Source organism: Bacillus sp. RC240 (assembly GCF_044907945.1).
GTDB lineage: Bacteria > Bacillota > Bacilli > Bacillales > Bacillaceae_G > Bacillus_A > Bacillus_A mycoides.
The window spans coordinates 258,705-285,127 of the sequence record NZ_JBIYCT010000003.1 but is presented as its reverse complement, the minus strand read 5'-3'; the positions used below and the strand labels follow the sequence as shown (position 1 = coordinate 285,127).

The 26,423-nt window shown below is 35.8% G+C and carries 24 protein-coding genes; 18 read left to right on the top strand and 6 right to left on the bottom strand.

Translation table 11 applies throughout. The features are described from left to right. The first annotated feature begins 161 nt into the window (after window positions 1-161). The gene (locus ABH955_RS13090) at window positions 162-1,040 is read left to right on the top strand and encodes a DUF4047 domain-containing protein (RefSeq protein WP_404491161.1); all 879 of its coding nucleotides are present in this window, start codon (window positions 162-164) and stop codon (window positions 1,038-1,040) included. Window positions 1,041-1,463: 423 nt separating this feature from the next. Beyond that, a complete protein-coding gene (gene calY, locus ABH955_RS13085; RefSeq protein WP_002135058.1) occupies window positions 1,464-2,057 on the top strand; it encodes a biofilm matrix protein CalY in 594 nt (197 codons plus the stop codon). 82 nt (window positions 2,058-2,139) lie between these two features. On the opposite strand, the gene ABH955_RS13080 is transcribed toward calY, so the two are convergent. Both ABH955_RS13080 and ABH955_RS13075 read right to left on the bottom strand, forming a co-directional pair. After that, window positions 2,140-2,463 carry a helix-turn-helix domain-containing protein gene (locus ABH955_RS13080; protein ID WP_002011473.1) on the bottom strand — a complete coding sequence of 108 codons (324 nt, stop codon included), beginning with the start codon at window positions 2,461-2,463 and terminating at the stop codon, window positions 2,140-2,142. Between the two features lie 79 nt (window positions 2,464-2,542). Next, a complete protein-coding gene (locus ABH955_RS13075; RefSeq protein ID WP_002011474.1) occupies window positions 2,543-2,677 on the bottom strand; it encodes an anti-repressor SinI family protein in 135 nt (44 codons plus the stop codon). A 342-nt stretch (window positions 2,678-3,019) separates the two neighbouring features. Between ABH955_RS13075 and inhA1 the strand changes: the two genes are divergently transcribed. The 11 genes from inhA1 to ABH955_RS13020 all read left to right on the top strand — a co-directional run bounded on the left by inhA1 (window position 3,020) and on the right by ABH955_RS13020 (window position 16,153). Next, window positions 3,020-5,407 carry a M6 family metalloprotease immune inhibitor InhA1 gene (gene inhA1, locus ABH955_RS13070; protein ID WP_113937744.1) on the top strand — a complete coding sequence of 796 codons (2,388 nt, stop codon included), beginning with the start codon at window positions 3,020-3,022 and terminating at the stop codon, window positions 5,405-5,407. Between the two features lie 170 nt (window positions 5,408-5,577). After that, entirely contained in the window at window positions 5,578-6,945 is a 1,368-nt protein-coding gene (locus ABH955_RS13065; RefSeq protein ID WP_088038168.1) for an aldehyde dehydrogenase, read from the top strand. 236 nt (window positions 6,946-7,181) lie between these two features. After that, a complete protein-coding gene (gene potA / locus ABH955_RS13060; RefSeq protein ID WP_113937745.1) occupies window positions 7,182-8,165 on the top strand; it encodes a spermidine/putrescine ABC transporter ATP-binding protein PotA in 984 nt (327 codons plus the stop codon). Then, window positions 8,162-9,010: a spermidine/putrescine ABC transporter permease PotB gene (potB, locus tag ABH955_RS13055; protein ID WP_002126118.1), complete on the top strand. Its 849-nt coding sequence runs from the start codon at window positions 8,162-8,164 to the stop codon at window positions 9,008-9,010. Before potA ends, potB begins: the two co-directional genes overlap by 4 nt. A gap of 6 nt (window positions 9,011-9,016) precedes the next feature. Continuing rightward, complete coding sequence (gene potC / locus ABH955_RS13050; RefSeq protein WP_002135065.1) at window positions 9,017-9,817, top strand: spermidine/putrescine ABC transporter permease PotC; 801 nt, start codon at window positions 9,017-9,019, stop codon at window positions 9,815-9,817. Window positions 9,818-9,855: 38 nt separating this feature from the next. Then, a complete protein-coding gene (gene potD, locus ABH955_RS13045) occupies window positions 9,856-10,905 on the top strand; it encodes a spermidine/putrescine ABC transporter substrate-binding protein PotD (protein ID WP_016093032.1) in 1,050 nt (349 codons plus the stop codon). A gap of 60 nt (window positions 10,906-10,965) precedes the next feature. Continuing rightward, complete coding sequence (locus ABH955_RS13040; RefSeq protein ID WP_404457265.1) at window positions 10,966-11,613, top strand: phosphatase PAP2 family protein; 648 nt, start codon at window positions 10,966-10,968, stop codon at window positions 11,611-11,613. A gap of 110 nt (window positions 11,614-11,723) precedes the next feature. Further along, window positions 11,724-13,916 (top strand): MMPL family transporter, encoded by a 2,193-nt coding sequence (locus tag ABH955_RS13035; protein WP_404491160.1) that lies wholly within the window; start codon window positions 11,724-11,726, stop codon window positions 13,914-13,916. Between the two features lie 99 nt (window positions 13,917-14,015). After that, window positions 14,016-14,432, top strand: coding sequence for a hypothetical protein (locus ABH955_RS13030; protein WP_002011605.1), 417 nt, complete (start codon window positions 14,016-14,018; stop codon window positions 14,430-14,432). 100 nt (window positions 14,433-14,532) lie between these two features. Then, a complete protein-coding gene (locus ABH955_RS13025; RefSeq protein WP_201038524.1) occupies window positions 14,533-15,456 on the top strand; it encodes an RluA family pseudouridine synthase in 924 nt (307 codons plus the stop codon). 91 nt (window positions 15,457-15,547) lie between these two features. Continuing rightward, window positions 15,548-16,153: a DUF1648 domain-containing protein gene (locus ABH955_RS13020; protein WP_002126129.1), complete on the top strand. Its 606-nt coding sequence runs from the start codon at window positions 15,548-15,550 to the stop codon at window positions 16,151-16,153. A 36-nt stretch (window positions 16,154-16,189) separates the two neighbouring features. On the opposite strand, the gene ABH955_RS13015 is transcribed toward ABH955_RS13020, so the two are convergent. From ABH955_RS13015 to ABH955_RS13000, 4 genes are all read right to left on the bottom strand, one after another. Then, on the bottom strand, window positions 16,190-16,984 hold the full coding sequence (locus ABH955_RS13015; protein WP_404491159.1) for a CAP domain-containing protein: 795 nt from the start codon (window positions 16,982-16,984) through the stop codon (window positions 16,190-16,192). A gap of 465 nt (window positions 16,985-17,449) precedes the next feature. Then, window positions 17,450-18,778 (bottom strand): (Fe-S)-binding protein, encoded by a 1,329-nt coding sequence (locus tag ABH955_RS13010; protein ID WP_404491158.1) that lies wholly within the window; start codon window positions 18,776-18,778, stop codon window positions 17,450-17,452. Continuing rightward, window positions 18,775-20,187, bottom strand: coding sequence for a glycolate oxidase subunit GlcD (gene glcD, locus ABH955_RS13005; protein ID WP_404445718.1), 1,413 nt, complete (start codon window positions 20,185-20,187; stop codon window positions 18,775-18,777). Before glcD ends, ABH955_RS13010 begins: the two co-directional genes overlap by 4 nt. Window positions 20,188-20,304: 117 nt before the next feature. Next, window positions 20,305-21,420 (bottom strand): CdaR family transcriptional regulator, encoded by a 1,116-nt coding sequence (locus ABH955_RS13000; protein WP_404445715.1) that lies wholly within the window; start codon window positions 21,418-21,420, stop codon window positions 20,305-20,307. A gap of 136 nt (window positions 21,421-21,556) precedes the next feature. On the opposite strand from ABH955_RS13000, the gene ABH955_RS12995 reads away from it, so the two are divergent. From ABH955_RS12995 to ABH955_RS12975, 5 genes are all read left to right on the top strand, one after another. After that, window positions 21,557-22,528 carry a YncE family protein gene (locus tag ABH955_RS12995; RefSeq protein ID WP_341307344.1) on the top strand — a complete coding sequence of 324 codons (972 nt, stop codon included), beginning with the start codon at window positions 21,557-21,559 and terminating at the stop codon, window positions 22,526-22,528. Beyond that, window positions 22,525-23,196 (top strand): response regulator transcription factor, encoded by a 672-nt coding sequence (locus ABH955_RS12990; RefSeq protein WP_002126137.1) that lies wholly within the window; start codon window positions 22,525-22,527, stop codon window positions 23,194-23,196. Before ABH955_RS12995 ends, ABH955_RS12990 begins: the two co-directional genes overlap by 4 nt. Window positions 23,197-23,199: 3 nt before the next feature. After that, window positions 23,200-24,600 carry a sensor histidine kinase gene (locus tag ABH955_RS12985; RefSeq protein WP_078421964.1) on the top strand — a complete coding sequence of 467 codons (1,401 nt, stop codon included), beginning with the start codon at window positions 23,200-23,202 and terminating at the stop codon, window positions 24,598-24,600. Between the two features lie 229 nt (window positions 24,601-24,829). Further along, on the top strand, window positions 24,830-25,519 hold the full coding sequence (locus ABH955_RS12980) for a FadR/GntR family transcriptional regulator (RefSeq protein ID WP_201053587.1): 690 nt from the start codon (window positions 24,830-24,832) through the stop codon (window positions 25,517-25,519). A 168-nt stretch (window positions 25,520-25,687) separates the two neighbouring features. Then, window positions 25,688-26,407: a (Fe-S)-binding protein gene (locus ABH955_RS12975; protein WP_113936966.1), complete on the top strand. Its 720-nt coding sequence runs from the start codon at window positions 25,688-25,690 to the stop codon at window positions 26,405-26,407. Window positions 26,408-26,423: the final 16 nt, after the last annotated feature.

Sequence of the window (26,423 nt, the reverse complement as noted above, 5' to 3'; positions counted from 1 at the left end):
ATAATGTAAAAGGGGCTATCACCTTGATAGCCCCTTTTACATTTAAATAGCGTGGATTGGAATGTATTTTCTAGGATATGGCTATCATTTTGTACAGGTCTTTATTATAATGAAAGTAACGTTCTGTATAAAGAACACATTGTTCGATGGGAGAGATTAAGATGCTGAAAACACCTCGCAAATTAAAAAGGATGCTTATATTGCCGTGTATGTGCTCTATTACGTTTTATTTAGGCTCTCAAATGATGACGTATACAGAAGCTTCATTTATTCACGAAACGAAAGTAGAAGCCACTCTTTCTACAGCGATTATATTTCCGAAAACAGTTGATACGTTAAAAGAGCAAGCTGAGCAACATAAACAGCTTATTGGACATGAGTATGGAGAAATGAAAGCGAAATTGAAAGTTACTTCTATTGAAGAAATAGAACAAGCAATTGTTGTATGGCAGCAAGGGCGTGAGAAAATTGCTTATGAGAAGGAGTCTTTACAAAAAGTATATACTTTAATAGAAACGCCTTACAATCAAATACAAGAAGAATTGAAAGTGAATAAAAGTGAATCAATTCAGCAAGTATCCTTGTATGTGAACGAAGGTTTTCATAGCATTAAAGAGAAGCGTGATTATGTTGATAAAGAGGCTAGTTTGCAAGCCATTGATGAACAAATTCAGGCGTTACAACAACTATTAAAAGATGAAACAGTAAAGAAGCAGAATGAAACAGAAGCACAGAAGAAGCTAGAAGAGCAGAAAAAAGTAGAAGAACAGAAGAAGCTAGAAGAGCAGAAAAAAGTAGAAGAACAGAAGAAGCTAGAAGAACAAAAGAAAACAGAAGAGCAGAAGAAAGTAGAAGAACAGAAGAAAGCAGAAGAACAGAAGAAAGCAGAAGAACAGAAGAAAGTAGAAGAACAAAAGAAAGCAGAAGAACAGAAGAAAGCAGAAGAACAAAAGAAAGTAGAAGAACAGAAGAAAGCAGAAGAACAAAAGAAAGTAGAAGAACAGAAGAAAGCAGAAGAACAAAAAAAGCTAGAAGAGTAGAAAAAATATAAATAGAAAAACAGTCTGATCAAATGGATCATGAAACGGCTGGAAAATAATAATGTGGTGCAAGAGAATGCGAATACATTAGCTGTAAATAGTTATAAAAAATATTAATGTTTATATGAGTGTGAGGGAACGCCAGCCCTCACCTCTTTGTTTTACTTTCTTTTTCTTATAGTATTAAAAATGAATAATTGTTAAATTATTAAAGTATCTCTTTTTTGATTTCTGAAAAGTCAAAATAATATTGAGAAATAAAAATAATCAAAAATATATTGTACTTATATAGATTTGTTCGTTATAATGAACTTAAGGTTTTTAAAAAAGAACAAATATTAGCTAAGCTAATATAGTTTTAGTTACACCTCTTATTTTGAAATAAGAGATAAAAATACAAAAAACAGCTAGGGGGAATTGATTGTGAGTCTGAAAAAGAAATTAGGTATGGGAGTTGCATCAGCAGCATTGGGGTTATCTTTAATTGGTGGAGGAACATTCGCTTACTTTAGCGATAAAGAAGTATCGAACAATACATTTGCAGCTGGGACGTTAGATCTTACATTAAACCCTAAAACGCTTGTAGATATTAAAGATTTAAAACCAGGGGATTCTGTTAAGAAAGAGTTCTTATTAAAGAACGACGGTACGTTAGCGATTAAAGACGTTAAATTAGCGACAAAGTATACTATTAAAGATGCAAAAGGTGATAATGCTGGTGAAGATTTTGGTAAGCACATTAAAGTGAAATTCCTTTGGAACTGGGATAAACAAAGTGAGCCTGTATATGAAACAACTTTAGCAGATTTACAAAATGTGGATCCAGATGTTTTAGCTAAAGACATCTTTGCTCCAGAGTGGGCAGAGAATGGTGGTCTAGCACCAAATTCAGAAGACTATCTATGGGTACAATTTGTATTCGAAGATGATGGTAAAGATCAAAACAAATTCCAAGGCGATTCATTGAACTTAGAATGGACATTCAATGCTAACCAAACAGATGGCGAAGAAAAATAATAAATAAAAAAAGCGGGGGATTCCCCGCTTTTTTTTATAAAGAAAAAAAGAAGTGCCCGTTTTAAGCACTCTTTCATATGTATTATTGTTGATTTTTCTTCCATTGTGTAAATTCGAGAAATTCACGAAACTGTTCTTTTGAGACACCAGAGCTCATCGCATCTTTAACGAGCTGTGTCCATTCGGAGTCTAGATGACTTTCCGTTGTTGTTTCATCGTGAAGTAAAGTATCAACTGGAATTTGTAGAACAGCTGCAATTTTTTCAAGAAACTGAATAGAAGGGTTTTTTTGTAAATTCCGTTCTATAGAACTAATGTAAGATTTAGCGACACCAGCTTTTTCGGCGAGTTCTGTTAATGAAATGCCTTTTTGTAAACGAAGGCGTTTTATACGTTCTCCTATCATATTTGCGCACCTTTCTATCAATATGTAGTCGTCTTATGATGTGATTATTATAACATAAACTTCGTTAAAAAGAACGAGGCTATTGAGCCTGGCTCGTATGCTTCATACGTTGAAAAAAGTGTTCAATATCTTGCAGGGCAATGCCAGCATCTAGAGCTTCAAGTATTAAATCAATCCATTCTTGATCTAGTGAGTCAGCCTTATCTTTGTACAAATGTAATTCCTCCCTAATTAGTGGTCATAATTGCTGCTACAGAATATATGATAATGCAATCGGATTTTGTATTTTATATAGTGAATTATCAAATATTTTGTAGATGAAACAAAGATAAAATCCCCATTAAATTCCCTCTATGGCGATTATAAAGTTTCTGACAAATATTTTCAATATTTTCTGAAAACATTGTTGAATTGTGATATATTCGTATACTAACTATGAAATTTTTACAAATATATTAAAAAAATTACATAATATAACTAAATATTGAAAATATATTGAATTTTTAATAATATAGAGTATGTAATACATATTTTATATTAGGGGAGGCAATAAGGGATGAAAAAGAAACCATTTAAAGTGTTATCATCAATTGCTTTGACAGCTGTTCTAGGCTTGTCGTTTGGTGCTGGAAGCCAGTCTGTATATGCTGAAACGCCGGAGAACAAGACAGCTACAAGCCCAGTTGATGATCACTTAATCCCAGAAGAGAGATTAGCAAATGCGCTAAAAAAACGTGGGGTAATTGATTCATCTGCTTCAGGGACAGAAACAAAGAAAGCTGTCGAAAAGTATGTAGAGAAAAAGAAGGGTGAAAATCCTGGGAAAGAAGCGGCAAGTGGGGACCAACTTACGAAAGATGCATCTGACTTTTTAAAGAAAGTGAAAGATGCAAAGGCAGATACGAAAGAAAAATCAGAGCAGCCAGCAAACGGGACTACAGCAGGAACAGGTCCAGTTAGAGGAGGCTTAAATGGGAAAGTACCAACTTCACCTGCTAAGCAAAAAGAGTATAACGGTGAAGTTCGTAAAGATAAAGTACTTGTTTTACTTGTAGAGTACGCTGATTTCAAGCATAACAATATTGATAAAGAGCCTGGCTACATGTATTCTAACGATTTTAACAAAGAACATTATGAAAAAATGTTATTCGGTAATGAGCCATTCGCGTTAGAGGATGGAAGCAAAATCGAAACGTTTAAACAATATTACGAAGAGCAATCAGGTGGTAGTTACACAGTGGACGGAACAGTCACAAAATGGTTAACAGTTCCAGGTAAAGCTGCTGATTACGGTGCAGATGCTGGTACAGGTCATGATAATAAAGGACCAAAAGGACCACGTGATCTAGTAAAAGATGCATTAAAAGCGGCTGTAGATAGCGGACTTGATTTATCAGAGTTTGATCAATTTGACCAATATGATGTAAATGAAGATGGAAATAAAAATCAACCTGATGGTTTAATCGATCATTTAATGATTATTCATGCGGGCGTTGGACAAGAAGCAGGCGGTGGTAAATTAGGTGATGATGCGATTTGGTCACATCGTTGGACAGTTGGATCAAAGCCATTCCCGATTGAAGGAACAAAGTCGAAAGTTCCGTATTGGGAAGGAAAGATGGCTGCGTATGATTACACAATTGAACCAGAAGATGGTGCAGTTGGTGTATTCGCACATGAATATGGCCATGATTTAGGTCTTCCAGATGAGTATGATACACAGTATAGCGGTGATGGTGAACCGGTTGAAGCTTGGTCTATTATGAGTGGCGGAAGCTGGGCTGGTAAAATCGCAGGAACAACGCCAACGAGTTTATCACCACAAAATAAAGAGTTTTTCCAAAAAACAATCGGTGGTAACTGGGCGAATATCGTAGAAGTAGATTACGAGAAATTAAATAAAGGTATCGGTCTTGCAACATACTTAGACCAAAGTGTTACGAAGTCAGATCGTCCAGGTCTGATTCGTGTTAACTTACCAGATAAAGATGTAAAAGGAATTCAGCCTGCATTTGGTAAACAGTATTACTACAGCACAAAAGGTGATGACCTTCATACAACGATGGAAACGCCACTATTCGATTTAACGAAAGCAACGACTGCAAAATTCGATTATAAGTCATTGTATGAAATCGAAGCAGAGTACGATTTCCTTGAAGTACACGCTGTAACAGAAGATGGACAAAAAACGTTGATTGAAAGAATTGGTGAGAAAGCAAATAGTGGAAATGCAGCTACGACAAATGGAAAATGGGTTGATAAATCATATGATTTAAGTCAGTTCAAAGGTAAGAAAGTGAAATTAACATTTGAGTACATTACGGATGGTGGTTTAGCGTTAAACGGATTTGCTCTTGATAATGCGTCATTAACAGTAGATGGTAAAGTTGCATTCTCTGATGATGCAGAAGGTACACCACAATTCAAATTGGACGGTTTCGTTGCATCTAACGGAATGGATAAGAAAAAGCATAACTACTATGTAGAGTGGAGAAACTATGCGGGTTCAGATAACGCATTGAAATTTGCTCGCGGTCCAGTATATAACACTGGTATGGTTGTATGGTATGCGGATTCAGCTTACACAGATAACTGGGTTGGCATACATCCAGGACATGGTTTCCTTGGTGTAGTTGACTCTCATCCAGAAGCAATTGCAGGAACTTTAAATGGCAAACCAACATTTACAAGCAGTACGCGATTCCAAATTGCTGATGCGGCGTTCTCATTCGACAAAACGCCAGCTTGGAAAGTTGTATCTCCAACGCGTGGAACATTCGTATACGATGGATTACCAGGGGTACCGAAGTTCGATGACTCTAAAAAGTATATTAATGAGCAGATTCCAGATGCAGGACGTATTTTACCGAAGCTTGGTCTGAAGTTTGAAGTAGTAGGACAAGCTGATGATAATTCTGCAGGTGCTGTTCGTTTATACCGTTAATACAGTAAAACTACCGGGAGATTTTCTTTCGGTAGTTTTTTGTGAGCAATGAATTTTATATAAAGGGAAAAGTTATATATAATGTAACTTTAAGAATAGAAATTTGTTACATATGAAGTCTATATAAATAATGAAAGAATTGGATAAAAATAGTGGGAGAAGGTGAGTGAATGAGTATTTCCTCTATTGTAAATAAACAAAAGGAATATTTTTATAAAGGGCATACGAGAAGTGTAGAGACAAGAAAGAATAATTTGCAGAAGCTGTATGAAGGAATTCAGCGTTTTGAAGGTGAGATTTTTCAAGCGTTGAAATTAGATTTGAATAAATCAGTTCACGAATCATTTACAACAGAAATTGGATATGTACTAAAAGAGATTTCTTTTCAAATGAAGCATATTTCATCTTGGAGTAAATCAAAGCGTGTTCGCACAGCTCTTACTCATTTTGGATCGAAGGGGAAAGTGGTGCCAGAACCGTATGGTGTGACGCTTATTATCGCACCGTGGAACTATCCGTTTCAATTAGCAATTGCACCACTCGTAGGAGCATTGGCAGCTGGCAATACAGTCGTTTTAAAGCCGTCAGAGTTAACGCCAAACGTTTCAAAAGTGCTTACGAGAATGTTAGGTGAATTATTCCCAGAAGAGCTTGTATCGGTAGTAGAAGGCGGTGCTCAGGAAAGCACTGCACTTTTAAAGGAACCGTTTGACTATATTTTCTTTACAGGTAGTGTTGGTGTTGGAAAAGTTGTGATGGAAGCAGCGGCGAAAAAATTAACGCCTCTTACGTTAGAGCTTGGCGGGAAAAGCCCATGTATTGTACATAAAGATGCAAAGCTAGATGTAACCGCAAGACGTATCGTTTGGGGGAAGTTTTTGAATGCTGGGCAGACGTGTGTAGCGCCTGATTATATGTACGTTCATTCTTCAGTGAAAGAGCAGTTAATCGAGGCATTAAGACATGAAATCGCAGAGCAATATGGAAAAGATGCTTTGCAAAATGACAATTATGTACGAATTGTGAGTGAGCGTCATTTTGAACGCTTATGTACATTTTTGCAAGATGGTAAACCTGTGATTGGCGGGAATTATACGAAAGAAACATTACACATCGAGCCGACAGTGTTAACGAATGTTACATGGCAAAGTGCTGTTATGGAAGATGAAATTTTTGGGCCGATTTTACCAATTATAGAATATGACAAAATAGAAGAGGTAATTGAAACGATTCAGCACCATCCAAAGCCGTTAGCACTATATGTATTTTCTGAAGATAGAAAAGTGCAAGAGAAAGTGACGAGTAATATTTCATATGGCGGAGGATGTATAAATGATGTCGTATATCATCTTGCAACGCCATATTTACCTTTTGGGGGCGTTGGAAGTAGTGGATTAGGCAGCTATCATGGTGAACAAAGTTTTCGGACTTTTTCCCATTATAAAAGCATTTTGTCCCAATCTACAGCATTCGACATGAAAATTCGTTACTCTTCTACAAAAAGTGCTTTAAAATTCATACGAAAGTTGTTAAAATGATGATGGTGTTTATCAGTAGGCGTAGCCGTATGATAAAAACCCCTTCGCAACTGAAGGGGTTTTTCTGTTCGACATATGTATCATGCGAAAATGAATCAAACATACTACATAAAGAATAGAAGAGAACGCTGCTAAACAACCATTTTTGTTTGGATCGAAACAAAAAATAGTCTATAGAACATAAATATTTATTCATGAATATAAAAATTAAAATTTAAGGTAGATAGGACGGGAAAATGAAAAAGATTATTAAAGTTGAAGCAGTAGAAAAACATTTTGGAAATCAAGTGATTATCCCCCCTCTTTCTTTAGATATTAAAGAAGGAGAATTTTTAACAATTTTAGGACCGAGTGGTTGCGGGAAAACGACTTTACTTCGTATGATCGCAGGATTTGAAACCCCAACTAAAGGGAATCTTTTATTAGATGATGAAAAGATTAACGATTTGCCGCCATACAAGCGTCATATGAATTTAGTGTTCCAACATTACGCACTATTCCCACATATGAATGTTGAAAAAAATATTTGTTTCGGTATGAAAATGCAAAAAGTATCAGCAGCAGAACAGAAAGAACGTGCGGAAGAGGCAATGCGTTTAACGCAGTTACTTGAGTTCCGTAATCGTAAACCTTCGAAGCTTTCTGGTGGACAGCAGCAGCGTGTAGCAATTGCAAGAGCAATTGTAAACAACCCACGTGTATTACTATTAGATGAGCCACTTGGAGCGCTTGACTTTAAGTTAAGAAAAGATTTGCAACGTGAATTGAAAAACTTACAACGTAATTTAGGAATTACATTCATATATGTAACGCACGATCAAGAAGAAGCGATGAGTATGAGTGATCGTATTGTCGTTATGAATAAAGGGCATATCGAACAAGTCGGCACGCCTAAAGAAATTTACAATAAGCCGAAAACATTGTTTGTTGCGACGTTCATCGGTGAAAATAATATCGTGAAAAATGGGGAAAACTACGTAGCAGTTCGCCCTGAACATGTAAAAGTTCGCTCGGTTGAAGAGCCAATTTTAAAAGAATACCATCTTGGACATATTGAAGATATTGAATTTGTTGGAAATATGGAAAAGCTATATGTACGTGAGGAGAAAACAGCGGAATTACTAATGGCATACCAAACTGCTGAAGAAGCAACGCAGTGGAGCATTGGAGATAATGTATATGTAGGCTGGGAGCAAGAGGACGAGGTGACCTTAAATTGAAGAAAGGGAAATTACTCGCATTACCTACAGTCGTATGGCTGTTACTCTTCTTCCTAATTCCACTTCTGTTCGTATTAGCATTTGCCTTCATGCAGCGCGGAGCATACGGGACAGTGGAAATGAAATTTACATTAGATAACATAGCACGTGTGTTTGATCCATTATATATGGGGACATTATGGGAAACAGTGAAGATAGCTGTTATTACGACAGTACTATGTTTATTAATCGGTTATCCATTCGCCTATACAATTACAATTGTTGATCGTAAATATCGTTCTATCCTTCTATTATTGGCAACGATTCCGTTCTGGATTAACTTTCTTGTTCGTTCATACGCATGGATTGTTATTTTACGTTCACAAGGACTTGTAAACACATTGCTATTGAAACTAGGTATTATTAGTGAACCTTTAAATCTGTTATACAATACACCTTCTGTAATACTCGGAATGGTATATTCTTTATTACCATTTATGATTTTACCAGTGTATGCAGCAATTGAGCAGCTTGATAAGCGTAAGCTAGAGGCAGCTTATGATTTAGGAGCAACACCAGTAAAGGCATTTTGGAATGTAACAGTACCGATGACGATGTCAGGGATTACTACGGGTTCTATTTTAGTATTCGTTTCGTCTATCGGAATGTTTGTTGTATCAGACGTTATGGGTGGATCGAAAGTAGCATTAATCGGAAACGTAATTCAAAACCAATTCTTAGGTTCACGTGACTGGCCGTTTGGTTCCGCGTTATCTATGATTGTTGTTCTATTCTCTGTTCTGTTAATTTACTTATATTATCGTGCAACGAAAGTATATAAATATGATGGAAACGGAGGGGAATAGGCAAAAATGAAGAAGTTTTTAGTTTCTTATTCTTGGTTAATCTTATTGTTTTTGTATTTTCCAATGATGGTTTTAATGGTATATTCCTTCAATGATTCTCGCATTAATGCGGAATGGGAGGGCTTTACACTCCATTGGTATACAGATTTATTTCAAAAACAAGATGTTATTGATGCGTTTGTAAATAGTATTACGATTGCTCTTATAACGACAATTGTGACGACAGTTCTTGGTGTGATTTTTGCTATTGCAATACACCGTTACAAATATCGTTTTGAAGGGGCCATTAACGGTCTTGTATATTTACCAATTTTAATTCCTGATATTTTAATGGGATTATCTTTACTTATCCTATTTAGTCAATTAGGTATAGAACTTGGAAAAACAACAATTATTATTGCACACATTACATTCAGTATTTCATTTGTTGTTGTTATTTTAGCGGCACGTCTTTCTGGTATGGGACGTGATTTAGAAGAGGCTGCAAACGATTTAGGAGCAACGCCGTGGCAAACGTTTCGTTATGTAACGTTTCCAGCAATTGCACCAGGAGTTATTTCAGCCGCATTATTAACATTCACATTATCGATTGATGATTTTGTAATTAGTTTCTTCGTATCAGGACCAGGATCAACAACATTGCCATTATACATTTATAGTATGGTTAAGCGCGGAGTATCACCTGAAATTAATGCTCTTTCTACAATATTAATTGTTGTAATTGTAGGATTAATGGTGCTATCGGAAATCTTCCGTAATAAAGGTGCAGACGGTGAAGAAAACTCTGGAGGACACCTTCCTTTATAATACGAATGATATAGAAAGAACGAGGAGGTAATAAACCGATGAAATTAGTGAAGAGATTAGCTGGTATAGCAATTAGCTTCAGTCTTGCTGCAGGTGTACTTGCTGGTTGTGGTGAGAAAAAAGAAGAATTAAACATTTATAGCTGGGCTGACAATTTTGATGAGCAAGTTTTAAAAGATTTTGAAAAGAAATATAACGTGAAAATTAACTATGATAAATATGCAAGTAATGAAGAAATGCTTGCGAAATTACAAGCTGGTGGCGCGACATATGATTTAATTCAGCCATCTGATTACATGGTGAAAACGATGGCGAAGATGGACTTATTAGCGCCTTTAGATAAGAAGAACATCCCGAATATCGAGAACCTTGTTTCTAACTTTAAAACACCTGCGTTTGATCCAGAGAATAAGTATTCTCTAGTATATACTTGGGGTGTAACAGGCATTGCATACAATAAAAAGTATGTGAAAGAAGCACCTACAAGCTGGAATGATTTATGGAACGATAAATATAAAGGACATGTTACTTTATTAAATGATTCTCGTGAAGTATTAGGAATGGGACTTAAGAAAAATGGTTTCTCTAATAGTACAAAAGAGGATGCACAGTTAAAGACAGCGTCTAATGATTTACAGAAGCTACTTCCAAACTTATTAGCATTTGATACAGATAATATTAAACAAAAATTCATTACAGAAGATGCGTGGATCGGGACTGTATGGTCTGGAGACGCAGCATTTATCGCGAAAGATAACAAAGATGTAGGATACGTTGTACCAAAAGAAGGCGGCACAATTTGGGCTGACACGTTAGCGATTCCAAAAGGTGCGAAACATAAAGAACTTGCAGAGAAGTTTATGAATTACTTATTAGATGAAAAAGTAAGTGTGAAAAACTATGAGTCAATTGGTTACAGTAATCCAAATGAAAAAGCTCGTCCTCTTCATAGTAAAGAATATCGTGAAAACCACATGATTTTCTTAACGAAAGAAGAATTAGATCGTACAGAATGGCTTGTTGATGTAGACGATAAGTTAAAAGATTACGATCGTTACTGGACAGAGCTGAAAACAAAAGGTAAATAAGTAAGAAAATGCGGTTTCTAAAGTAGAAATCGCATTTTTTCATAAGTAGGAGGAAATCGTTTGAAGAAAAAGTTACATCGATATGAGTTCATGTGTATGATTTTATTACTTGCTTTATTCGGCATTATCGCTTGGAGAGTACAAGCAAGCGGAGTTACAGCAGTGGATACATATGCCCGAGAGATGGTAAAAGGATTACAAACAGAAAGCTCAATTACATTCTTCACATATTTTACAAAGTTAGGATCTGCAATTGGAGTTATAACGACACTAATTATAAGTTTGCTCGTTTTTTGGAAAAAACGTTATTATGCTGCTATGATCGTGTATCCAATGGCTATATTAACGACACATCTTGTTAATAAAGGGATAAAAGAAATTGTAAAAAGAGACCGTCCATCATTAAACGAGGCACTTGATGCACTTGGATATAGCTTCCCGAGTGGACATGCAATGCTATCTATTATGACATTTGGTTTTCTTGCCTATATCATTGCTGCGAATTTGAAGAGTGTAGCTGGAAAATGTGGTATTACGATTTCAATGGGCATATTAATTATATTGATTGGATTAAGTAGAGTCATTTTAAATGTTCATTATCCAACCGATATTTTAGCAGGTTACTGCGCAAGTGGTATTTTGTTAATTATAGCAATTTATTGTCATCGTTTACTTACCGAGAGATTGGGACTTAATAACGAGAGATAGAAAAACGTCTAGAAAAACTAGTATTATAGTTTTTCTAGACGTTTTTTGTTTACGGGGAGATGTGATACAGTATAAATGACAAGTGAATTATATAAAGTAGGTGAAAATGTGTGAAGACAAATGTACATAAAATTGATAAGTGGGGGAAGTTAGGAACTTTTTTGTATCAATTTCGTTATACAGTAATTGTAGCATTACTACTACTTGCGATAGTGCTCGGTATTTTTGCTCCAAAACTTCCAGGAGTATTGGGCGGTGATGGTTTCCAAACAGAAGGGGATTATCAAAAGACGAAGGAAATTTTAGATAAAGATTTTAAGCAGTCTCAGGATACACTTTTACTCATTTTTGAGAAGAACAAGAATGCTTCACATGAGGAGTTTCAAAAAGGTATAGAGGGAATTATAAAACATATTCAAGAGAAAGAAACGTATGAGTCTTTCCATCATCCGATAGAAAATAAAGTGATGCTACAAGATGATATCGGTTATGCGACGATTTTATTTTCCGGGAAAACAAATAAAGAACGAATGGAAAAGACATTACAATTTGCCGGAAAAATCGAGAAGGAAAGTAATAGCGTATTAAAAGTAACACCGACAGGATATCCGAAAATTAATCAAGAGATTAATGAAAGAACGCAAAATGATTTAAAAGTAGCAGAGATGATTGGATTACCTATTGCTTTTCTCGTACTATTATTCTCATTTGGTAGTCTGATTGCTTCTATTTTACCGATTGTAAATGGTGCGCTTAGTGTAATTAGTACGATGGGGATTTTATATTTTATAGGTAGTGATAAAGAGCTATCTATTTTCGTGTTAAATGTTGCGCCGATGATTGGGCTCGCATTATCAATTGATTTTGCACTGTTATTTGTAAATCGTTTTCGAGAGGAAGTTGCGAGGAGAACAGTGAAAGAAGCGATAGCGATTACGTATCAAACGGCAGGGCGTGCTATCGTATTTTCAGGGTTATGTGTATTCGTCGGTTTATCAGGCTTATTTTTCTTTAAGATAGATTATATTCAGTCTGTTGCTATTAGCGGGATGATTGTCGTTATTATGAGCATTTTGTTTTCGCTCACACTTCTTCCAGCGTTATTATCTTTAATTGGTAAAAGGATATTAAAAAAGAATCAGGCGGCGCCTACCCCATCAAATGTATGGCGTAAATTTGCACAGTTTGTAATGAAACATCCAATCGTCATGATTATTGTTGTTACAACATTTATTGTTATTTGTTTATTACCGCTACGTACAGCTAACTTGCAGTTTCCTGGTGTTGAAGCGTTACCTGAAAAGAGTGATACGAGAGTTGCATTTGAGAAGTATGAAGAAGCCTTTAATAAAACTGTCCAAACACACGCTGATGTTACATTAGTAGTAGAGACGAAGAAAAACATAACAGAAAAAGAAAGTTTACAAAAGATAGAAGCTGTTGTTCAAAAGTTAAAAGATGATAAGCAAGTATATAAGGTGAAAAGTGTATATGACGGGCTAAATGGAATGAAGGCAGATCAAGTTGCTGGAATATTGCAGTCGCCAGAAGCTGCGAAAATAGCTCCTGTATTTGAAGCGTATACGAAAGGAAATAAAACAACAATGGAAGTCTTTTTGGATACGAAGCCAAGTACAGAAACTGCAAAACAATGGGTTCGTGATTTCAAAAAGAATTATAAAGAAAATGATGTTACTTATTATTTGGGCGGTATGACAACGTTCCAGCAAGAGTTAGAAGATGAAATTAAAGATAAAGTTGCAATTGGTATGTCTGTTATATTTGGATCAACCTTTGTCATTTTATTATTGGCATTCCGCTCTATACTCATTCCAATTAAAGCTATTATTATGAACGTACTTAGTTTAAGTGCAACAATTGGAATTGTTATTTGGTTATTTGAAGGTGGCCATTTCGGATTAGAAGAGAGTTCAGTTTTATTTGTATTACCAATCTTTATTTTCGGCCTCGTATTTGGGCTTAGCATGGATTATGAAGTATTTCTTATTTCACGTATTCATGAGCTCTATGAAGAAACAGGAGATAACGATCAAGCAACGTTAGAAGGACTTGTATCGACAAGTAGAATCATTACGTCAGCTGCTTTAATTATGATTGTTGTTACCGGTGCGTTCGCCTTTACTGATATTTTACCAGTAAAGCAGATGGGGCTTGGGGTTGCATTAGCAATATTTCTTGATGCAACAATTATCCGTCTTATGCTCGTACCAAGTTTAATGAAATTGTTTGGGGATTGGAACTGGTGGCTACCATTTCGAAAGAAAAGAGAAAAATCATCATAAAAAAACTCATCTATAAGATGAGTTTTTTTTATGAATAGCAGGGCCTATATTTTGCGCATAGTATGTGATAAGAAGATTACATACAAGTAGGTGAAGGCAATGTTTCGTTATTTTAAGTTTAAGCTAAATGATACAGTACAGTTTGCTGAAAACGATGGGCATATGTATCGCATTGTCGGTTATCGGTTAGAAAAAGGGTTTTACCCAAAAGATGAATGGACTCATATTATTTATGAACTACTTAGAGAATTTGACGGGTATACGATGGATGCGGAAGAAGAGGAAATTGTAAAAGTTATTCAAGTAGAGGATGAGTATTATAAAATACAAGAAGTATCGGGGTATCGTTATCCAGTAAAAATGAAGCAAAAGCAGCAAGTTATGAAAGGAGAGAAAATAGACGACTTATTAGATACGTACAACGACTATAAACGATTGGCGGATTTCTTTAAAGATTTGTTGTATGAACAAAAAGCTGAAGAAGTGTTGCAGGAGATGAAAAGGCTTAGAGCGTGAGGGGACAGTCGATTATAAGACTGTCCTCTATTTTTGACGGTGCATCAAAGTATGTTTTCCGTTACAATGAGAGAATCAATAGAAATAAGGTGATTATAGTATGGAAACAAAGAAAAAGGGCGAATGGTGCGAAATTACGGTTCCAGCGACGTGGAATGGTATAAGTATTGAGTCGTTGTTAAAAATGGAATGGGAAGTACCAAAAAAGTTATTACATCAACTTCGTATGGAAAAAGGTGTTACGGTTAACGGAGAACAAAGGAGATGGAATGAACTTTTAAAAGAAGGAGATAAGTTACAAGTTCATATGTTTATGGAGGAGGAGTACGGCGTAGAGCCGGAATATGGTGAATTAAATGTAGTGTTTGAAGACGATCACGTACTCATTGTAAATAAGCAGGGGCAAATGGATACACATCCTTCTGAAAAAAATGGGACGGGAACACTTGCCAATCTTGTTGCTTTTCATTTTCAAATGCAAGGTTTAGAGACGAAGGTTCGGCATATCCATAGATTAGATAAAGATACGACAGGTGGTGTTGTATTCGCAAAACATAGAATTGCGGGTGCAATTATGGATCGTTTATTAATGGAACGGAAAATCAAAAGAACGTATATGGCACTTGTTGAAGGAAAAGTAAAAAAGAAGCAGGGGACAATTGATGCAGCTATCGGAAGAGATCGACATCATGCTACAAGGCGTCGTGTTTCTCCAAAGGGAGACCAAGCTATAACGTATTATAAAGTAGAGAAATATTTTAAAAAACAAAATGCGACGCTCGTAACGTTACAGTTAGAAACCGGTAGAACGCATCAAATTCGCGTTCATATGAGCTATAATGGAAATCCATTAGTTGGGGATGTATTATATGGTGGGCAAACAACATATATGTCCGGGCAAGCGTTACATGCGATGAAGATTAATTTTTTGCATCCGATTACGAAAGAAGAGATCGTTGTTGACGTACCTTTCCCTACAAATTTAAACGATACAATGAAAAAATTTGAAAGAGAAAATGGGTAAAGTGTAAATTTAAAGTTGAAAAAGGTAGATTTTTGCAGGGATTTCTCTAAAAGAGGCGAAGCCGTTAAGAGAAAAGAGAGGTGAGAATTACTTGATCAAATATAAATATATGCTAGGGATATTTTTCGCTTGTCTTTTACTTACTCTATGTATTTATCCATATTTACCAACTCGTATGGCAGTGCATTGGAACGAGAATGGTGGAGCGAACGAGTTTATGAGTAAACAAGTTGTCGTATTATTTATCCCTGTCCTTATTATTATTTTACATGGATTAGTATATGTTATTTTACATAATATATATAAGTTTAATGAAGGGGAGTACTTCATTATAAATGGATTTATAAAGAGTATTACTTTATTTATGATGTTTGTCCATATACTAATTCTCTTTATTAATTTGGGAAGTATTATATCCTTTCAGACAGGACTAACGATTGGAATTAGTATGTTTCTTTTTATGTTTAGTAAAGTGTTTAAAAAGGTGAAGGATAGAGAGAAAGAACCGATCAAATTACAAAAAATCCGTTTAGTTAGTAGGCGAATCTTTCAAGTGATGGCATGCAGCATATTATTTTCGTTGCTTTTGAGCCTGAAGTGGGGATTTTACTTGTTAATTAGTGTAATAAGCTGCGGGTCTATTTTGTTTATGTTCTACATTTTATACGCATACATATTAGAAAGCTATGAAACATAAAAAAAGAGTCTTCTAGGAGAAGACTCTTTTTTCTATTTACTTCGTAATAAATTGTTGTGTCCAGTAGTTTCCGCTTTCTACATAGCCAACACCGATATGAGTGAAGCCACTATTTAAGATGTTTGCACGGTGTCCAGCACTGTTCATCCAAGCTTGTACAACTTCTTCTGGTGTACGTTGACCTTGGGCGATGTTTTCACCTGCAGATTTATAAGAAATACCAAATTTCTTCATCATGTCAAACGGAGACCCGTATGTAGGGCTGTTATGATCAAAGTAGTTGTTTTTTTGCATATCTTCAGACTTAATGCGTGCTACTTTGCTTAATTCAGTATCGATTTGTAATGCTGATAAGCCTTGTTTTGTACGCTCTGCGTTTGTTAATTCAACAACACGTTGTTCGAATTCGCTTAAAGATTTTGCTTCTTCAGCAGGCTTTTGCTCAGCAGGTTTTTGTGTTTCAGTTTGAGTATTGTTATTTTCAGCAGGTTTTTGAGCTTCTGGTTTTTGAACTTCTTCAGCAGGCTTTTGAGCTTCTGGCTTAGCTGTTGGTTGTTCAGTAACAACATTTTCAGTAGGCTGTTGACCAGGAATGAAGCAATCTTGTTGGAATTGACCTTGATTCCATTGTGCTAATGATTCAACTCCCATAGATTGTAAGAATGCTTGTAATTCTTGTTGGCTCATTTGCTTCATCATCATTTTTGAATGCTGAATATTTTGAACCTTTATGTTAGATGGTTGTACTGTTGCAGCTTGTGCATCTAAAGAAGATACTCCTAAAGTAAGAGCTGTTGCAGCAGCTACAGATAATAAAACACGCTTTTTCATGATGTGTGTCCCCCTATATAAAGTTTTAATTTGTTTTCACACGATTTGTTTTTGACAGCCTGTCTGACTGACCAATTCATCGTAGCATACAATTTGCGAGAAAAAAGATGGAAAAAAATTCATAGACTTTAAATTTTCCTAATTTATCCTAAGAGGAGGAAAGGGATGAAATAAGAGAAACATAGAGTATAAAAGGAATTTTTAGCATTTTTATACTTGGTTTTAAGAGGGGATTTTTGGATAAATGTACCTATATTAAAAATAAAGAATCCTATTGTATCAATGATTTGAGCATTTTTTCGAGGAATATACTGGATGTATTTTTACAAAACTGTAATGTTTCTGTTGTTCTTTTTTATAATAAAGTAACATATTTTTAATGTTGTAGCAGACAAAAAAGCGGCTATCTCTTTACATAGACGAAGGAGATAGCCGTTTTCCTATTATTACGTATGTTACGAGTTATTACGAGTTGGTTTCAATTGCTTCTAATAATAGATCTACAATGTGAATTCCTCTCATTTTATGAGAAAGATCTTCTCGTTCAATACCTAGTTTCATTTGTAATAGACATCCAGGATTTGCAGTAACAATTGTCGCTGCATCTGTTTCATGCACACGGTCCATTTTGTAATCTAGAAACTCCATTGATAACTCTGAATGAACAATATTATAAATACCAGCAGAACCACAGCAGCGGTCTGCATCTTTCATTTCACGATAGATTGCACCTTTGATGGCCTCTAGTAACATACGAGGTTCAGAAGATGTTCGCATAACATTGCGTAAATGACAAGAGTCTTGATACGTAATGATTTGCGGCGTGAGTCGTAAGTCATTACGTTTATGGAAATCTAGTTCTACTAATATAGCAGTAATATCTTTAATTTTAGAAACAAACTGCTTTGCGCGTTCTGCCCACTCTGGATCATCCTTTAGTAAATAATCATAATCTACGAGGTAAGCTCCGCAACCACCTGCATTCGTAATAATATAGTCGATGTTTAAATCTTCGAATGCTTCTATATTTCGCTTCGCTAATTCTTTTGCTCCACTTTTTTCACCAGCATGTCCGTGTAATGCCCCGCAGCAACTTTGTGTTTTCGGAATAACGATATCACAACCAGCTAACTGAAGAAGTTTCATCGTTGCGTTATTTGTTTCTAAAAACATCGTATCCATTAAACAGCCTGTGAAGAATGCAACTTGTTTCTTCTTTGCCACCTCAGCAGGTAAAAATTCAGGACGATCTTTCATTGCTTTCATTTTAGGGACTTTTGGCAAAACGAGGTCCATCGTTGCAAGTGTTTCAGGGAATAACTTCATAATACCTGTTTTATGTGTTAGCGTTTGTAAACCAGAACGCTGGTAAAATCCGATTAGTCCTGTTAATGTTCGCATTCGGTTTTGATGCGGGAATAGTCCTTCAAAAACAACTTTACGAACAGCTCTCACGGGCATGGAGAACTTTTTATTTTGATTAATAATATCACGAGCTTCTTCTAATAAATGTCCATAATTCACACCAGATGGACAAACAGGTTCACAAGCGCGGCAGCCAAGGCAAACATTTAATGTATCTTCAACATCTTCATCCGGCTCAATTAAACCATCAGCGACGGCTTTCATTAAGGCGATACGTCCGCGTGGGGAATGTGATTCTTTATACCCAGATTGAATGTAAGTAGGGCAAGTTGGTAAACAAAAGCCGCATCGCATACAGTTTAGTAGTTCATCTTCACTTAATCGTTCTTTAAATTCCTTTTGAATGTTTTCTTTATTTAATGTGGTCATCGCTCAACCACCACTCTTTTACGAGAGTCTTTCGCGAACATCTTTCCAGGATTCATAATGTTGTTTGGGTCGAAGGCTTGTTTAATCCCTTGCATAGCAGCAATACCTTCTTTACCTAATTTCATTTCTAAATACGGAGCTTTCATTGCGCCAACACCATGTTCACCAGTAATCGTACCACCAAGCTCAATCGCTTTCGCAAATATTTCAGCAAAAGCTTGTTCGGCACGATGCATTTCTTCTTCATTACGGGCATCTGTCATACAAGTTGGATGCAAATTGCCATCACCAGCATGACCAAAAGTACAAATAGGAATATTATATTTCTTTGCAATTGCATTAATTGCTTCAACCATTGGAGCGATTTGTGAACGTGGTACAGTTGCATCTTCTAATATTGTTGTCGGTTTTAGTCTTGCAAGTGCTGATAGTGCACTACGGCGTGCTGTACGAAGCGCATCTGCTTCGGCTTCATCTTTTGCAATGCGAACATCGACCGCATTCATAGCACGGCAAACGTTAGCCATTTTTTCAATATCTCGATTGACAACCTCGGGCGGGCCATCTTGTTCAATTAATAAAATTGCTTTGACATCAGTTGGTAAACCGATTTGTGCAAACTCTTCTACAACTTCAATTGTCGGTTGATCTAAAAACTCAAGTGTCGCAGGAATGATTTTATTTGCAATAATAGCAGAAACAGCTCGAGCAGCTTCGTTAATATCTTCATATAGCGCAAGCATCGTTTTCTTCGTTTCAGGCATAGGGACAAGTTTTAATATAGCTTCTGTAACAACACCAAGTGTTCCTTCAGAACCAATAAATAAACGAGTTAAATCATAACCAGCTACATCTTTTGCTAATTTACCGCCAGTGCGAATGATATCGCCGTTCGGTAAAACAATTTTAAGCCCCATTACATAATCACGTGTTACGCCATATTTTAAACCACGTAATCCGCCGGAGTTTTCATTAATGTTACCGCCGATTGTAGAAATTTTCATAGAGCTTGGATCTGGTGGATAAAATAAACCTTTTTCTTCTACTGCTTTAATAATATCAAGTGTAATGACACCAGCTTGTACGGTAATTGTTAAATTCTCTTCATCAATTTCTAAAATATTGTTCATATGGCGGAAAATAAGGACGATACCGCCTTCTAGTGGACAAGTTCCTGCACAAAGGTTTGTTCCAGAACCACGAACATACACAGGGATTTTGTGAGCGTTACATACTTTTAACACTTCAGCTACTTCATTTGTATTACGAGGAGCAATGACTGCATCAGGCATCGCTTGGAAGTTTGGAGTGGCATCATAACTATAAGTTAAACGCCCCATATTGGATGTATCTACATTATCTTCGCCAACAATAGATACGAATGAATCAATAATTTGCTTTTCTAACATTGGAAATCCCCCTCAAACTGTTAACGTATTTCGTCATAATAAAAAACGTTGTAACAGTGCTTTCGTTATAATGATAAAAAAGTTGGGGGATTCTTTCTATGTACAATCATCTAAAGATTAATCTATTTTATCATTATTTTTTGTATGATTATCTAATAAGAGGAGTGCGAAGTATAAAACATTTAAATCTTTGAATTGTTTCGGGTCAAGTCCTGTATGCTCTTCAATCTTTTTTAGCCTGTAATGCAATGTGTTAATGTGTATATGTAATTGCTCAGCTGTCTGCTTATAAGATTGGTTATAATCGATAAATAAACGTAAAGTGTGCATAAGCTCAGGAGATGATACTAAGTTTTCAATGGTACGCTCTAGAAACTGTTCTCGAGTTTCAGTAGAAATATCTTGTAAGCACATTTCTAAACGTAAATCTTCATTAAATACAATTTTTTTCGTTTCAAGTGATACTGAAAGGGCGCGTAATGCTTGTTCGTACGATAAGTTCATATTGCTTGGCGTAACTGTTTGTCCAATCCCGATATATAAAGTAATAGAAAATAAAGTTTCACAGTCTTGCTTTAACCGTTTTAAAAATTGAAAGGTTTGCTCTTTGGATTGGATTGTTGTAAACAAAATAAACCGATCATTTCCCCAGCGAACAAATAAATTTTCTTTTGCTAAAATGTTGCGCATATGTTGCCAAATTTTACGCTGGAGCATCGTATTATCTTGGGCGATTGATAATAAAATAAGTTGTTTCTTCTTATATAAATCAATGCCAAGCGTTTTTGCACGATCGAGAAAACTTGGAGACCAGTCTGTATTTTGAAGCCAATCAAAGACAAATGCTTCATAAGAACGGTGCTCAAGTTCTAGTTGTTCTAAAAAGTAGTTTTCATGAATTAATAATTCGGTCATCTTACGTAATATTTCTCCGTATTGTGAAATATTTTCAGGTTCTCCTGTAATTCCAATCACGCCGATTACTTCGTCATGGAATAGTAAAGGAAGATTCATACCAGCTTTTACACCTTGCAGTCGTCGTTCATCATCTTTTGTAATAATGACAGTTTTCTTTTGTTTCGCACAGCGGAGTGCACCTTCATGAAATTGACCGATTCTTTCCGCATCTGTACTTGCGATAATAATGCCTTGTATATTAATAATAATAATGTTTTCAGTAATTAATCTGCGTACTTCACGTACAATTTTATTCGCTAAATCAGGAAAAAGCATAATTTACACACCTCAAATTCTATTTGTTGTACATTATATATGTAAGTTTATTAATAAAGGAAGATTTCACATTTTCCACACATTTATTTGTTATTTTACAATTATAACGAAATCATCTGAAGATGGAGGGAATCTTTTGAGAAAGTATGTTTTTCTTCTCTGTTTTTTATTTCTATTAGTAGGGTGTCAAGGAAGTTCGTATACACCGATTGCTAAAGATAAAAGTGTTATTATAACAACGAATATAAAGGAAGGTAGTATTAGTTTTATTGATAAAAAAACAAAGAAGCTATTAACAACATGGGAATTAAATGAGCCGATTGCGGGGGTTACGCTACTTCCAAATGGCGAAGAAATACTTGTTTATGGTAAGCAATTAGAATATATGTATGTATATTCACTAGCAGAAGGAAGACAAGTGGACAAATATAAGACTGGAAAAGGAATTGCTAATGTTATCGCATCAGATGATGGAAAACAATTATTTGCTGCCGATCAAAATGAACAAAAGGTAAGGTTCTTTACGATAAAAGGAAAAGAGACAGGGAGTGTTTCAACAGGAAAAGGGCCGATAACGATGGTAGAGCATCATAACCAGTTATCAGTACTCAACTTTTATGATACGAAACTAACGACCATTGATACAAAGAAAAAAGAAGTGATACAGTCCTTTATGATTCCACCAGCATCAACAGGAGCAACGGTTAGCGCTGATGGGAAAGAAATATGGATTGGTGGACATGGTGATGGAAGTCAAGTGAATGAGAAAGTATTAGTGTATTCTTTACAAAGCGGAGAGATGATGCGTTCTTTACATGCTCCGTTTATGCCTGTGAATATAACAAAGGATGATAAGTATGTATATGCGCTAAGTCACGGTTCAAATACGCTTAGAAAGTTTGATGCAAGTACGTATCAAGAGGTAGGGTTTGCAGAAGTAGGATCTAATCCATTTGCATTTTTGAAAAGCGGGGCAGAAGGATATGTAGCTAGTTATGATAGCGATGAAGTATGCGTAATGGATATGAAGAATATGAAAATAAAACAAACAATTAAAGTCGGAAAAGGACCGTTTCAACTCATAGAGAGAGAAGGGGAAGGACAATGAGTAAATATAACGTGCTAGTCGTAGATGATGAAAGTGATATGAGGCAACTTGTCGGAATGTACTTAGATAACTTCGGATACGAGTGGGGAGAAGCTGAAAATGGAAAAGAGGCACTTCGAAAATTAGAGACGGATCATTACGATTTCGTTGTACTAGATATTATGATGCCTGAGATGGATGGGCTTTCAGTTTGTAAAGAGATTCGAAAAACGTCGGATGTACCTATTATATTTTTAACAGCAAAAGGTGAAGAGTGGAATAGGGTGAACGGCTTACGTATGGGAGCAGATGATTATATTGTAAAGCCATTTAGTCCCGGGGAACTAATTGCTCGTATGGAAGCTGTTTTAAGACGATATACAAAGCAAGAACAGCAAGAAGAGATTCAATTTGGACCGATTCTTATTAATGAAAAAAGTAGGAGGGTCGAGACGAATGGTGAGACGATTCCTCTTACGGTAAAAGAGTTCGATTTACTATATTTTCTTTGCCAACATAATGGACAAGTATTTAGCCGGGAACAATTGCTTGAAAAGGTGTGGGGATATGATTATGCAGGAAGTACAAGAACGGTAGATACGCATGTGAAAACGATGCGTCTAAAGCTAGGAGAAAGTGGAAACTACATTCAAACCGTTTGGGGTGTAGGTTATAAATTTGAGGTGTAACGTATGTTTACGATGGTACAAAAGCTTTGGCTTACAGTAGTATGTGCAGTATGTGTAACAGTTTCCTTTCTTTATTTTGTATCTTTATACTCATATGAAAAGTTATACGTTGATAATTTAAAAGATTCATTAGTAATGGAAGGGAAACGTCTTGCCACGCAATATGATAAACGTGAAGGAGTATCCACTTTTGAAGAGAAAGTAAGGGCATATGATCAAATATCTAGTTCAGATGTCCTTTTCGTATACAATCCGCGTGATTTAAGCGCATGTTTGCCTTTTGATGTTCACCATCATTCTCTTATAAGTGAAGGGGATAGACAGGCACTATTAGATGGGAAAACTGTGACAAAGATAGGGTATGAAGAACATTTTGATCGTAATATTATGGGTGTTGTCATCCCTGTTTTAGATAATAAAAAATTAGTTGGTATTGTATACTCTTATATTCCTTTAAAAAGTATAAAAGACTTAATATTTGATATGGGTCTTATTTTAGCGCCGTTAGCACTTGCAATGATTTTAATTACAATATGGATTGGTAGAAAAATTATTATCGCCATTACGAGACCGCTTTCGCAAATGGAACGAGTTGCAAATCATTTGGCTACTGGAGATTTCTCAGAGCGGATTACAATTTCTTCAGAAGATGAAATTGGACGATTGGGAAAAGCCTTTAATAAAATGGCAAATTCCTTAGAAACAGAAGATGTAAAGCGTAAGGAATTTTTAGCTAATGTTTCGCATGAACTTAGAACACCGCTTAGTTATATTAAAGGATATAGTGAAGCTATTTTAGACGGTGTAGCGAAGGGGCCGCAGCAGGAAAAAGTAACGCAACTTATTCATAAAGAAGCAGGTCGCATGCAGCGCCTCGTTCATGATTTATTAGATCTAGCGCAGCTAGAAGGTGAACACTTTCCCCTAAAGAAACAACCTATCGTTTTTTCACAGCTTATTGAAGATGTACTAAATACGTACGAGTTACAGTTTGTAGAAAAAACCCTTCGTATTTCAACGAATTTAAATCCTGAAATTATCGTAATGATTGATGAGGATCGTATGCAACAAGTACTTCATAATGTGTTAGATAATGCGATACGTTATACAAATCAAAACGGGGATATCATAATAACATTAAAGCAAATCGATGATTATTGTGAATTGCACATAAAAGATACAGGAATAGGTATTGATAGAGAGCATTTAGAAAATCTGGGGGAACGCTTTTACCGAGTAGATAAAGCGAGAAGTCGTCAACACGGTGGAACAGGTTTAGGTCTTGCAATTGTAAGGCAAATTGTTCATATACATGACGGTGAGTGGAGAATAGAAAGTGAAAAAGGTAAGGGCACGACAGTTAGTATTAAATTAAAAGCACAAGATGAGGAGAGCATATTCTAACTTTTGGAATATGCTCTTCATATTGAAGGTAAATAGTTACGCGTAAATGTATTAATTAATATCAAACAAATATCAAAAATTTGACTATTTTATGAACAAAACATTTGTACTTCTTACTAATTCGTTCTAAAATAGTTATGGATGCTAAGTTCTTATAAAACGTTACAATTGTTGTTTGGAAGATACTGAGGTGATTTAACTGGAGTACAAATCTATTAAACCGAAAAAAATTTACGAAGAAGTATCTGAAGCTATTTTAACAATGATTAAAAATGGTACGTTAAAACCTGGTGACAAACTACTTCCTGTTCATCAATTAGCTGAGCAGTTTCAAGTTGGCAGATCTGCTGTTCGTGAAGCGCTAAGTGCGCTAAGAGCAATGGGCTTAATTGAAATGAAACAAGGAGAAGGTACATATGTAAGGAATTTCGATCCTTCTTCATTAACAAAATCACTAAATAACAAGTTATTAATGAAGAAAGAGGATATTTTGAATTTATTAGAAGTACGGAAGGTGCTCGAAGTGGGGGCAGTTCGAGCGGCAGCGGCAAAACGTACGGAAGCTAATTTGCAAAATATGAAGCAGTGGTTAGATGAAATGGCAAAGAGCATTGGAGATGAGAAGGCTGGCGAAAAAGCAGACTTTCATTTTCATATGGGAATTGCAGAATCTTCGCATAATAATATCTTGCTTGAGCTCATGAATCATGTTTCAGAGATGATTGCTGAAACGATTGGTGAATCAAGACGCATTATTTTATATGGTGAACAAACAACATCAGAACGACTTTTAGAAGAGCATCAATCTATATATGATGCGGTGTTAAAGCAAGATGTGGAATTAGCGCAGCAAGCGATGCTAGATCATTTAACAAATGTAGAACATATTGTCACAGGTAAAAGCGATATAAATTCGTAATTTAATCTTTTAAAAATCTAATTTTCTGATAAAATAGAGAGAGATTAAGTAAGCGCTTTCTTTAGAAGGGGGAGAGGATAGGCCATGGTTGAGCCTACTTCTTCTAATCTTAGTCATCTGATGACCATATGATTTTTGGCGGAGTTGTAATGAGGGGGAATTATAGTTATGAGAGTTACTTTATTTGTTACTTGTTTAGTCGATATGTTTGAAACAAACGTCGGTAAAGCAACAGTTGAAGTATTGGAGCGTTTAGGTTGTGAAATTGAATTTCCAGAAGCACAAGTTTGTTGTGGTCAGCCTGCTTATAATAGCGGCCATGTAGAAGCAGCAAAAGAAGCGATGAAACATATGATTGAAACTTTCGAAGATGCAGAATATATCGTTACGCCATCTGGATCTTGTGCGACAATGTTTCATGAGTATCCGCATGTTTTTAAAGATGATCCGAAGTGGGCTAAACGTGCACAAAAGGTTGCTGATAAAACATATGAATTTACACAATTTATTGTAGATGTTTTAAAAGTTACAGATGTTGGTGCAAGTTTACCAGGGATAGCTACTATTCATAAATCTTGTCATATGACACGCCTGCTTGGAGTAAAAGAGGCACCAGGAATTTTATTATCAAGCGTAAAAGGATTAATTGTGAGAGAACTGCCGAACGTGCAAAATTGTTGTGGGTTTGGGGGAACGTTTTCAGTTAAGATGACTCCAATTTCTGAGCAAATGGTAGATGAAAAAGTAGATAGTGTAATGGAAACAGGTGCTGATTATTTAATCGGTGCAGATTGTGGGTGTTTGTTAAACATTGGCGGACGTATTGAGCGTTTAGGAAAAGAAGTAAAAGTAATGCATATTGCTGAGGTCTTGAATAGTCGCTCATGAAGGGGGAACATAAGCT